Annotated in this window: 12 protein-coding genes; 7 read left to right on the top strand and 5 right to left on the bottom strand. The window is 43.3% G+C overall.

Annotation, left to right across the window (positions count from 1 at the left end; translation table 11 throughout):
• Positions 1-166 precede the first annotated feature (166 nt).
• Entirely contained in the window at positions 167-814 is a 648-nt protein-coding gene (locus ACE38W_RS17085) for a helix-turn-helix transcriptional regulator (RefSeq protein WP_375832477.1), read from the top strand.
• A gap of 26 nt (positions 815-840) precedes the next feature.
• Here the strand turns inward: ACE38W_RS17085 and ACE38W_RS17080 are convergent, their stop codons facing one another.
• From ACE38W_RS17080 to ACE38W_RS17060, 5 genes are all read right to left on the bottom strand, one after another.
• Entirely contained in the window at positions 841-1242 is a 402-nt protein-coding gene (locus tag ACE38W_RS17080) for a hypothetical protein (protein ID WP_375832475.1), read from the bottom strand.
• A 17-nt stretch (positions 1243-1259) separates the two neighbouring features.
• Positions 1260-1778, bottom strand: a complete 519-nt coding sequence (locus ACE38W_RS17075) for a Panacea domain-containing protein (RefSeq protein WP_375832473.1) — start codon at positions 1776-1778, stop codon at positions 1260-1262.
• 123 nt (positions 1779-1901) lie between these two features.
• Positions 1902-2318 (bottom strand): EamA family transporter, encoded by a 417-nt coding sequence (locus ACE38W_RS17070; RefSeq protein WP_375832471.1) that lies wholly within the window; start codon positions 2316-2318, stop codon positions 1902-1904.
• Between the two features lie 12 nt (positions 2319-2330).
• Positions 2331-2831: a GNAT family N-acetyltransferase gene (locus ACE38W_RS17065; RefSeq protein WP_375832469.1), complete on the bottom strand. Its 501-nt coding sequence runs from the start codon at positions 2829-2831 to the stop codon at positions 2331-2333.
• 13 nt (positions 2832-2844) lie between these two features.
• Entirely contained in the window at positions 2845-3402 is a 558-nt protein-coding gene (locus tag ACE38W_RS17060; RefSeq protein WP_375832467.1) for a GNAT family N-acetyltransferase, read from the bottom strand.
• A gap of 68 nt (positions 3403-3470) precedes the next feature.
• Between ACE38W_RS17060 and ACE38W_RS17055 the strand changes: the two genes are divergently transcribed.
• The 6 genes from ACE38W_RS17055 (at position 3471) to ACE38W_RS17030 (ending at position 12040) form a co-directional block, all read left to right on the top strand.
• Positions 3471-3983: a M15 family metallopeptidase gene (locus ACE38W_RS17055; RefSeq protein WP_375832465.1), complete on the top strand. Its 513-nt coding sequence runs from the start codon at positions 3471-3473 to the stop codon at positions 3981-3983.
• A gap of 173 nt (positions 3984-4156) precedes the next feature.
• Positions 4157-4840, top strand: a complete 684-nt coding sequence (locus ACE38W_RS17050) for a response regulator (RefSeq protein WP_375832463.1) — start codon at positions 4157-4159, stop codon at positions 4838-4840.
• A 1-nt stretch (position 4841) separates the two neighbouring features.
• Positions 4842-6212, top strand: coding sequence for an ATP-binding protein (locus tag ACE38W_RS17045; protein ID WP_375832461.1), 1371 nt, complete (start codon positions 4842-4844; stop codon positions 6210-6212).
• 278 nt (positions 6213-6490) lie between these two features.
• Positions 6491-7771, top strand: coding sequence for a TolC family protein (locus ACE38W_RS17040; protein WP_375832459.1), 1281 nt, complete (start codon positions 6491-6493; stop codon positions 7769-7771).
• Positions 7772-7786: 15 nt separating this feature from the next.
• Positions 7787-8896 (top strand): efflux RND transporter periplasmic adaptor subunit, encoded by a 1110-nt coding sequence (locus ACE38W_RS17035; protein ID WP_375832457.1) that lies wholly within the window; start codon positions 7787-7789, stop codon positions 8894-8896.
• A gap of 27 nt (positions 8897-8923) precedes the next feature.
• Positions 8924-12040 carry an efflux RND transporter permease subunit gene (locus ACE38W_RS17030; RefSeq protein WP_375832456.1) on the top strand — a complete coding sequence of 1039 codons (3117 nt, stop codon included), beginning with the start codon at positions 8924-8926 and terminating at the stop codon, positions 12038-12040.
• Positions 12041-12104 lie beyond the last annotated feature (64 nt).

Here is a 12104-nt window from a genome sequence, read left to right as displayed (position 1 = left end):
GCGACGGTGGTTTGGCCTAAATCCGTAAGGTTCGCAAAATTACAACCTTTCCGTTTAAAGTACTAGTCTTTATGGCGTTTCTGGCCCCTTCAGGCTGACTCCTGCCAAAAAAGTTTTTTTTAACTCCCACAAAAATACGACATTCGATAATAAAACAAGCAAAAACTTGGAAAAATATCCAACACGAATCAGTAACGCCGCCGACAGGTTATTGACAATGCTCAAAACCAAAGGTCCGCAGCCAGCTTCATTGCTGGCGGCTGAGCTGGGTATTACCAATGAAGGAGCCAGACTCCACCTTGTTAAACTCCAGGAAGAAGGACTGGTAGCCACTGAAAGCATTTCCAAAGGCCCTGGCCGCCCCACTTTAATGTGGAGTCTTACCGCACTCGGCAACGCCCGCTTCCCTGATACACATACCGAACTCAGCCTGCAGCTCATACAAACTATTAAAACAGTGCTCGGTAAAGAGGCACTAGATAATGTAGTTGCTGCCAGAGAAATCAAACAGAAAGAAAAATACCATACCGCCCTCGATGGCGTTTCCGGCCTGGAAAATCGACTCGACGCTTTCGCCAATATCCGAAGCGGAGAAGGATACCTTGCTGAATGGAAAAAAGAAGATGGTGTCTACTATTTCATTGAAAATCACTGTCCTATATGCTGTGCGGCTACTGAATGCGATAATATCTGCACCTCAGAAATGAATACCTTTGTTAGCATCGTAGGAAACAATGTGTCCGTTTCCCGTATGGAACACATCATCAACGGCGCAAGGCGATGCGTCTATAAAATCATTCCTGATAACGCCTGATCTCGCTTTTTATCTTCTCATAAGTATTAATCCTGTATAGCACCTTTTTTATCCAAAGGTTCAGGCACCTTTATATTCACCGATTTGTGATTGGGAAAATGATCCTTAACGATAATCGTTAAAAATGCTATTACATTGATGGTGGTAGTGCTGATCAGCGTAATGCTGATGGCATCTGAAATCTCGAACACTAAACCTGTTCCTGGAATGAGATGAAGCCCTTTAAAAATTACAATGGCAAGTATAGCGCTCAGCCAGAGACTAACTAATATAAAAACACTTGTACTAATACGCCCTTTACGCTTCAGGAACGCCTTTTTTAATGCAATTTCTATTTTCTGTGATTCGACAATAAAGTCGAAAGGTGCCTCAGCATTGATGAGTGCGGCCTCAATTGATTCTTCTCTTTTTGGGTTAACATTTTCCATTTCCTTGGGATTAATGGTTATAGTAATTGTTCCTGCTTTTTCTTTAATGGGAGGAAATAATCGATTAACATCTGATCATCTATATTAGTACCATTCGCTACCCGGCCATATTTTTTTTTAAGTTTATCCCATGGTGTTCCTTCAGCAAGTAAACTTGCTGTAAGATAAATTGGGCTTAGCCCGGAATACTCCCGCCATATTGCATCTAAAAAGATGATGACCCGTTTGTCCCGCTTATTTTTAGGGTTTAACCGCGGAGCCAGGAGGTTTTCAAAGATAAAACTTCGAAACCTGGGAATCGGATCTTCTAATTCTTCCATGCCAAGGTGTTTCAGCTGATGATATATCTTGAAAATAACAGGGCCGCAGGCATACGTCTGAATAGGCGCATCAAACAACTTTTCCCTGTCTGACATTACTAGCCCCCATCCGTATGCATAATAGAGGAGTTTCTGTAATATTATCTGGTTGAGCGGATAATCTACCGCTACCCCTTTCTCAATAAAATAATTGGCGATGGCTTCTACTTTGTACATGATATGGTTTGGTTGGTTTTGCTATATTTCTTAGCAAAATACTAAACAAACCCAAAGCAGCCAAAAAATCAAGTTCATTTTCTATTAGAAAATGATAATATTCTATTATTGATAATTGAAGTCTTATTTCAATATCAACACTAACGTTCCGGCAATAATCAACCCTGCCCCTACAGCTGTTTTCCAGGTGATACTTTCATGAAGGAAAACAGCAGAAAGTATAATTGTTAATGCCACGCTCAGTTTATCCACCGGAGCAACCTGTGATACTTTACCGATTTGAATCGCCCGGAAATAAAATATCCACGACAATCCAGTGGCCACCCCGGATAATACCAGAAAAATCAGGCTATGCCTGGATATACTCCCTGTTCCTTTATATTCTCCACGTGCCAGCACAATACCCCAGGCCACAAATAAAATGACAACCGTTCGTATAGCCGTAGCAAGGTTTGACGAGATATCGGAAACGCCAATTTTAGCAAAAATGGCTGTCAGCGCCGCGAAAAAAGCTGATAACAATGCATATATCCACCACATAACTAAGGTATTTTAAATCTTATATCCAAGTATTTTCAGGCTCCTGCGCTCTCCATCCATCAGCGCGATGTCTGGCAGATGCGCCCATTCCTTAAAGCCTATATTTTCAAACAGCTTAAGACTAGGAATGTTATGCGCGAAGATAAATCCCAATAATGTATCAACTTGGTAGTCGGGACTAACGGCAATGGCATAACGTAATATCTCTTTTCCATATCCTTTACCACGCGCGGATTCATCCAGGTAAATACTTAATTCTACCGTTCCGTCATATGCCGGGCGGCCATAAAAAGACTGAAAACTCATCCAGCCAACATTCTGACCTTGCTCATCATCAATCATCCACAGCGGCCGGCGATGGTCGTCATGCGCATAATACCAGGCATGCCTGCTCTCCACTGTAACTGGATCAGTATCTGCTGTAACCATTCTTCCCGGGATCACGGTGTTATAAATCTCTACGATCCTGTGAAGATCCTCGATCTTTGCGTGTCTGTAAGTTAATTTCATCATCTGTATAAGTAATTTATTCCCAGATCTGCTCTCTGGCATGATCCGCTCTCAATAAGCTGAATATGTTGGCATCTACAAAACTGCCCTTCTCAAAAAAAGCATCTCTTATCAATCCTTCTTTACGGAAACCTAATCGCTCCAATAAACGCTCGCTATGTCCATTTACCGGATCCACAAAAGCTTCAACTCTGTTGAGTTCCATGCTGGCAAAGCCGAAGTCTATCAATGCACCCACGGCAGTAGTCATGATACCTTTGCCCCAAAGCTCCGGCAGCAGATCATAACCTATTTCGGCCTTGTAATGAACCTTTTTCCAGTTATGAAACCCGCAGGTACCTATCAGTTCATCTCTACCGGACACTGTTATCGCCATCCGGAATCCTTCTTCTTTTTGCTGTTGCTCCTGGAAGAAAGCAATGATCTGGGTAGCCTCGCTGATATTGGTAAATGAGCCAATATCCATGTACCGGGTTACCTGATCATTTGAAAATAACCTGAATAATGCTGCAGTATCTTTCTCTTTAACAGGCCGTAGCAATAGCTCTCCGGCAGGGATTTCGGGTAAGTGCATGGTATGGTTACCTGTATTTTTTGGATGACGTGTAAAGCTAAGAAATTTAATGGCGCTTTAATAATTGTGTGCCAGAATCAGAAAGGAAACGAACAAATTTTATAGCGGCTATCTGCGAATTAATCGCAGCAACATGTGGTATTATGTATATTAAAAATAAGCAAATGGCTATTTTTGGGGAACGAAGTATAAATAATTTAAAGGGAGTTCACCCTAACCTGGTCAAAGTAATGACAGAAGCAATCAAGAATACTCCAATCGATTTTGCGATTACGGAAGGAGTTAGAACAATTGCCCGCCAGCAAAAATTATATGCTCAAGGAAGATCAAGGCCAGGTGTAAGAGTTACCAATGCAGATGGAATAGTTAATAAATCAAATCACCAGGCTAAATCTGATGGTTTTGGGTATGCTGTAGATTTGTATCCATGTATTAACGGTAAGGTTGAAATAAACGCAGTAAATGAGCTTAAAACAATAGCTGCGCATATTAAATCTGTGGCCATTATATTGAATATCCCTATTACCTGGGGTGGTGACTGGAAAAGCCCAAATGATCTGCCACATTTTGAGTTGAAATAAATTATACCATAATTATATATATTTAGTCGTCATAATTTCCGACATAATTACTTGGCTCCAATCTCAAATGTTTATTCAGCCTGCATAGTAGATGGTGTATTTTAATGCCGCTTTAATAACCATCTCTGCAACATTACCTAATTTCGTATAACTGTAGGATAATAAAACTTTATATGAAGATATTGGTAATAGAAGATGAAACAAAAGTTGGCGCCTTTATAAAACGCGGACTGGAAGAACATCAGCATCAGGTAGACGTAATCGTAGACGGTAACAATGGGCAACTGGTTGCCCTACAGGAAGATTATGACCTGATCATCCTGGATGTTATGCTGCCTGGTATCAATGGCATCAACATATGCAAAAACCTGAGAGGTGCCGCTGTTCAAACCCCCATCTTAATGTTAACCGCCCTCAATGCTACCCATGATATTGTAGACGGACTTAACTCCGGAGCCGATGATTATCTAGCCAAACCATTCCATTTCTCTGAGCTACTTGCCCGTATCAATGCACTCAGCAGAAGGAAAAGTCTCTTTAAACCCGAATCCATAGCCCTGACATTGGCAGACCTTAAACTGGATACCAATACCAAAACAGCCCATAGAGAAGGAAAAGAGATCATCCTCACCGCCAAGGAATATGCATTGCTCGAACTCTTTCTGAAAAATACAGGAAAAGTGCTTTCCCGCGCGCTGATCGCAGAATCGGTATGGGGCCTCGAATTCGACACTGGTACAAACACCATAGACGTTTACGTTAACTATCTCCGTAATAAAATAGAGAAAGGATTTTCTGGTGATAAATTAATCCATACTGTTGTTGGAATGGGTTATGTGATGAAATTAAAAAGTTGATATGAAGATCCGCCATCGGCTTTCCCTGCAGTTTACCCTGATATCCGGTATTATACTAACAGTAGTATTTGTGATGATTTACCTGTTGTCTGCCCGCTACGTGCGCAACAACTTCTATAAATTATTACAAGTACGCGCCCTCGTGACCGCACAGGTATACCTGGAAAAAGATGAGCTAACAAAAAAGAAATTCATAGAAATTGAAAAAAGCTACCGGCAAAGTATCCCCGACGAAGCCAGTAACATATATGATGAACATGATAAACCCGTATTCATCGAAACCGTAAAATATAACTGGCCGGCATCCTTACTGAACGCCGTCCGCCACAATGAAATTTACCGCTTCAACTTCCGTGATAAATACGGCCTGGGTATGTATTACCCCGACAATCAAGGAAATTTCGTGGTGATCGTTACTGCCAGAAATGCACAGGGAGAACAAACGTTGCAATACTTGCTCTGGAGCCTCGTGTGCATGGGCGTATTAGCGCTACTGGTCATTTATCTGATGAGCCAATGGTACGCCAGCAGAGCCTTGCAGCCTATCCAGCGAATTAACAGGCAAGTGAAAAAGATCAGAGCAAGCAACTTACACCTGCGTGTAAAACGAGGAAAAAACAAAGACGAGATCGATGAACTTGCCCTCAACTTCAACGAACTGCTGGAACGTATCGAAAGCGCTTTTGAAATGCAGCGTTCCTTCGTGTCTAACGCCAGCCACGAATTGCGTACACCGCTGACCACCATCATCGGAGAGATAGAAGTTACCATGCAGAAAGAACGCAGTGCAGCTGAATACCAGGAAACACTACTTACCTTGCTGGACGAATCAGAAAAGCTCAAGATCATTACTGACGGACTCCTACAGCTAACCAGAGTTGATGCCGTACTGAATCCTTCCCAAACAGAAAACGTTAGATTGGATGAACTACTCTGGGAAATGCAATCCTATTGGCAACAACAGCAGCCATCCCTGCAACTGCGCGTAAATGTACTCGGGTTGCCGGAAGATCCCGCCCAGCTTAGTGTTACAGGAAACCGGCAACTGCTGACATTAGCCATTAATAATATCATCAGAAATGCTTTCAAATTTTCCAGCAACGCACCTGTAGATGCAAGACTGCAGGTTACCAACGAAGGGCTGGTGCTTTCTGTCAGTGATACCGGCATCGGCATCGCTGTGGATGAAATGGAGAAAATCTTCCTGCCGCTGTACCGGGCTGGTAATGCTATTAGCTTTGGCGGCTATGGTATTGGTTTGGCGATGACACAGAAAATACTGCAACTCCATCAGGCAAGCATCACCGTGAGCAGCGTAGTAGGAGAGGGAACCACCTTCCATATCTTCTTTACAACTAACCCGAAAGGCTAATCTGTAATTAACCCTTTTCTAATCTGTAAGACTGATTTCAACATTATTTTAATGTTATTGGGGGAGATGATCCAGGCGTTTGTTAAACCTTTTTGACAAGATTAATGACTGGAAATCTTTTGTGGTAAAAGATTTTATGGTTATTCGTGATAATCTCCCCTCGCTACAATGATTTACAATTTTTTGTTCGCTGTTTATGAATTCTAATTTTGTTTTAACTTCATTCTAACTTGTAGCTAATAGCCTATTGCCATCTTTGTTGTTGTAAATAAAGATCCATGACGAATAGACTAGCGTTACATGCTTTCCTAATTCTGCTCGGCGTCTTTTGCTGTAGCAGGATAAAGGCCCAAACAGCAGATACGATCCGGCTTACCCTACCTGATGCAGAAAAAATGCTGCTTCAGAAAAACATCCCGCTCCTGGCCCAACGCTATAATATTGACTCTGCTAAAGCAGGCATTATAACGGCAAGGCTATACGACAATCCGCAAGTAACCTTTGAGAATGTACTGTACAACCATACTACAAAAAAATGGTTCGACTTCTCTTATGATGGAGAAAACACCTTGCAGGTACAACAGCTTTTTAAACTGGCTGGAAAAAGAAATAAGGCGGTAAAGCTGGCACAGAGCGGCGTGAAGATGAGCGAGTACCAGTTTTATGATTTGCTTCGCACGCTGCGGTTCAGTCTCTGCGATAACTTCTATGACCTATATTATAAGCAAAAATCATTGGCTACCTATGGCAGCCAGATCAGCTTTTTACAACAGGTAGTGAAGGTTTTTGAAGCGCAGAAAGCCATGGGTAATATCGCGCCTAAAGAAATTATTCGGCTGAAGTCTTTATTATATGATCTGCAACATGATGAACTGCAATTAAGACAAGATGTGCAACAAACCCAGTCTGACCTGGCATTACTGATACGCATACCCGCAACAGCCGTAATCGTTCCTGAACTACCAACGATGGACCACCTGCCGGCTGCCTCCAGTTATAGCTATGGCGCATTGCTGGATACGGCCGTTCATAACAGATACGACCTGAAAATTGCACAGGAAAACGTCAATTATAATAATCTCAACCTGCGCTTACAGAAATCCATGGCGGTGCCAGACCTGCAGGTAGGATTTTCCTACGATAAGCAGGGCAACTTTGAAAGAAACTACAATGGACTCAACGTTAGCATGCCATTGCCTTTCTTCAACCGCAACCAGGGAAATATCAAGTCGGCCAAAGCCGTGCTGGAAAGTAGCAAACTACAACTGGAAGGGCAACAGGATGGGCTGGAGCACGAGGTAATGAACAGCATGAAAGAGGCACTGGCAACAGAAAAACTCCTGAATGAATTCGATCCCGGTTTCGAGAATGACTATACTGCTATGATGTCGGAGATAGAGAAGAACTACAAACTGCATAATATCGGTTTGCTGGAGTTCATTGACCTCTACGATGCATATCGTAACAACGTGCTAAAAATGAATGAGCTGAAGTACGACCGACTCAGTGCCCTCGAAAAGCTCAATTTCACTACTGGTTCGCTCATCTTCCATCCTTAAACTTCCCAACAGACCATGCAATATTCTTTTAAAAACTTTTTACCTGCAACTGTTTCTATCATAGCGATTTCTGGATTTTTGAGCAGCTGCGGAAGCAAGCCGGCGCCAGAACAGCAACCAGTCTGGGTGCTAAACGATTCCATGATTCACACCCTGGTAATCGATACGGCCACTACAGAATCTGTGGAAAATCAAATCTCACTGACAGGGAAGATCAGCGCCAATGAAGATAAAATGGCCCGGATCTTCCCGATGGTGAGCGGTATCGTGAAGGATGTACGCGTACAAGCCGGAGATTATGTAAAAGCCGGACAAACACTCGCTATCATCAAAAGCCCTGAAATGGCAAGCTTCACGGCAGATCAAACCATTACCCAGAGCGATATGCAAACGGCTAAACGAAATATGGAAGTAGCAGAATCCTTCTATAAAAGTGGCCTGAACTCCCAGAAAGAATACGAAGAAGCTAAAAGCGAATACAATAAAGCAGTAGCCTCTTACAATAAATCCAAAGCCATTGTAGATATCAACGGCGGCGCGCATCAGAGTAGCTATGCCGTAAAAGCTCCTGTGCCAGGATTTGTGATCAGCAAAAAAGGAGCGGAAAACATGCAGTGGCGTCAGGATAACACCGACCCCATTTTCGTGGTGGCAGATCTCGCAGATGTATGGGCCATGATCAATGTTTTTGAATCTGATATCGCCAGTATTCACGTGGGTGATAAAGTGGAGATGACCACCTTATCTTATCCCGATAAGGTTTTTGAAGGTAAAATAGATAAGATCTACAACGTACTGGATCCCGATAATAAAGTAATGAAAGCAAGGGTAGTTATTAACAACCCTGGTTATATACTTAAGCCGGAGATGTTTGTCAGGATTAAGGCCCAGCGCCATTCCGACAGCAATCTGGTGAGCATTCCTTCCCGTGGGATCATCTTTGATAAAGACAAATATTTTGTGTTGGTACTTACCGATAAGAAGCCAGGTGTAGGCATCAGAGAAGTAAAGGTAAGTCGTACCGTTGAAGGCAGGGCCTATATCGCTTCAGGGTTGAATGCGGGCGACAAGGTGATTGCCTCCCGTCAGGTATTCATCTATGAAACACTGCAGGACCAGCAGTAATATGTCAACCGCTCAAAAAATTTGTACATGAATAAGTTTCTGAAGAAAGTACTTGCTTTCTCTCTTGTCAATAAATATTTCATATTCTTCGCGGCAGGCGTCATGGCCATCGCGGGATATCTCAGCTTTCAAAAGATAGGAGTAGACGCCTTTCCGGATGTAACGAACACCTCTGTAACCATCATTACCCAATGGCAAGGCCGTAGCGCTGAAGAGGTGGAAAAATTCGTTACCCGGCCCATAGAAATCGCCATGAACCGCGCACAGAAGAAAACGCATATACGCTCTTCTTCCCTGTTCGGTCTCTCTGTTGTTAAAGTAATCTTTGATGATGATGTAGATGATACATTTGCCCGTCAACAAATTAATAATAACATCACCTCCGCCAATCTGCCCGATGGTGCCGATCCTGAAATCGAGCCGCCATATGGCCCTACCGGAGAAATTTTCCGCTATACACTCGAAAGCAGCAAACGCTCTATTTCTGAGCTGAAAACCTTACAGGACTGGACAGTAGAACGCAATCTGCTCTCCGTTTCCGGCGTCGCAGATATCGTAAGCTTTGGTGGTGAAGTGAAAATATTCCAGGTAACCATCAACCCTGATAAGGCCGTGCAGTATGATATTACTGCCCAGGAGATGTTCCAGGCATTGCAGAAAAGTAATATCAACGTAGGTGGTGATGTGATCGTAAAAAATGCACAAGCCTATGTGGTACGTGGTATCGGTATCCTCAACAATGAAGATGAAATCAGAAATATTATTGTAGACCATATCAACGGAACACCAATACTGGTAAAGGATGTGGCAGATGTAAGTATTTCTGCACTGCCACGTCTGGGCCAGGTGGGCCGCGACAGAGATCATGATGTCGTAGAAGGCATCGTGGTCATGCGCAAAGGAGAAAATCCTGCTGTGGTTATCAAAGACCTGAAGGTAAAGATCGAAGAACTGAACGGGAAAATCCTCCCGGATGACGTTAAGATCAAAACCTTCTATAACAGGGAAGACCTGATCGAATTCTCTACACATACGGTTTTACACAACATGCTGGAAGGGATCATCTTTGTAACGGTGATCGTATTTCTATTCATGGCCGATTGGAGAACAACCGTAATCGTGTCTGTTGTTATTCCGCTGGCACTGCTGTTTGCGTTTATATGTTTGCGTATGAAAGGCATGAGCGCAAACCTACTCTCGATGGGGGCGATAGACTTCGGTATTATCATAGATGGTGCCGTCGTGATGATGGAAGGAATCTTTGTAATGCTTGACCATCAGGCCAGAAAGGTAGGTATGGAACGGTTCAATAAGCTCAGTAAAATGGGCATGATCCGTAAGGCTTGCATGGAAAATGGTAAAGGAATTATGTTTGCGAAGCTGATCATTATCACTGGTCTGCTCCCCATCTTTACCTTTGAGAAAGTAGAAGGTAAGATGTTCTCGCCTCTTGCATGGACATTAGGCTTTGCCCTCTTAGGCGCGCTGATACTGACTTTTACACTGGTGCCTGCCCTGGCAAGTGTACTGTTACGTAAAAATGTAAGAGAGAAACATAACATCTTCCTGGAGTTCGTACATCGTAATACCATTGGTATTTTTAATACCTTTTTTAAACGCAGGCATGTAGTATTCCCGGCGGCGCTGGTAATATTACTGTGCGGATTGTATTGTTTCCGCTTCCTCGGTACAGAGTTCCTGCCACAGTTGAACGAAGGCGCTATTTATATACGCGCTACCGGACCACTCAGCACATCGCTGGACGAATCCGTGAAGCTGGCAAATGAAATGCGTCGCAAAATCCTGCTATTCCCTGAAGTAAAACAGGTAATGTCGCAAACAGGCCGCCCGAATGATGGTACAGATGCGACAGGTTTTTATAATATAGAGTTTCACGTAGACATATATCCGCAGAAAGAATGGGCGAGCCATCTCAGCAAAGAACAGCTCATTGAAAAAATGCAACAAAAGCTGGGCATCTTCCCGGGTATTACCTTAAACTTCTCACAACCTATTATGGATAACGTGGAAGAAGCGGTATCTGGGGTAAAAGGCTCGCTGGTAGTGAAGCTGTTTGGAGATGATTTTAAGATTGTAGAAGATAAAGAAGAACAGCTAGAGAAGATTCTTAAGACCGTGCATGGTATTGAGGATTTGGGTATCCTGCGGAACCTTGGCCAGCCTGAATTGAGGATTAATCTAAACCAGCAGAAAATGGCGCTGTATGGCGTTACTACAGAAGATGCCAACTCCGTTATTGAAATGGCTATCGGTGGTAAGGCAGCAACACGCATATATGAAGGAGAGAAATATTTTGATCTTCGTATACGCTATCCCGAGAGTTTCAGAGAAGATGAAACAGCAATAGGTAACCTCACCGTACCTACCTTGCGCGGTAATAAAATCCCACTGAAGGAAATTGCCGACATTCAGCATATTGTTGGGCCAAGCATGATCTACAGGGATAAGCATATGCGTTATGGGGCTATTAAATTCTCTGTGCGCGACAGGGATTTGGGTAGTACAATTGCAGAAGCACAGCAGAAAGTAGCAGCACAGATTTCGCTGCCTAAAGGCTACACGCTGGAATGGGCAGGCGACTTCGAAAACCAGGAACGTGCTACCAAACGTTTAAGCCAGGTGGTGCCTATCAGTTTGTTGTTGATTTTCCTGATCCTCTTTATACTATTTGGAAAAGTAAAAGACTCATTGCTGGTATTGGGTAACGTACCATTCGCTATTATCGGAGGCATTTTCTCGCTTTGGATTACTGGCACCAACTTCAGTATTTCTGCAGGTATTGGCTTCATCGCCTTGTTTGGTATCTGTGTGCAGAATGGAGTGATATTGTTGTCGAAGTTCAAAACGAATATCCGGACTTTGTCTGACCCTACTGATCAGGGATTGGCGCTAGCGATACATGAAGGTGTGGAAGCACGTATACGTCCGGTAATTATGACGGCTATGATGGCGGCGATAGGTTTGCTGCCTGCGGCTACGAGTATGGGTATAGGCAGTGAAACCGCGCGGCCGCTGGCCCGCGTGGTAATAGGAGGCCTGATTACCGATACCATCTTTAACCTGTTCATATTCCCGATCATATTCTATTGGTCATATAGAAGAATGGTAACTAAGAAAGCATAGTTGTTAGTGTTAAATAAACAGATGGGGTTGTCCGGTAAGGTGTTTCACTGAACGGGACAGCCCC

This window comes from Chitinophaga sp. Hz27 (assembly GCF_042263525.1).
Lineage (GTDB): Bacteria > Bacteroidota > Bacteroidia > Chitinophagales > Chitinophagaceae > Chitinophaga.
This window is presented reverse-complemented; position numbering and strand designations above follow the sequence as displayed.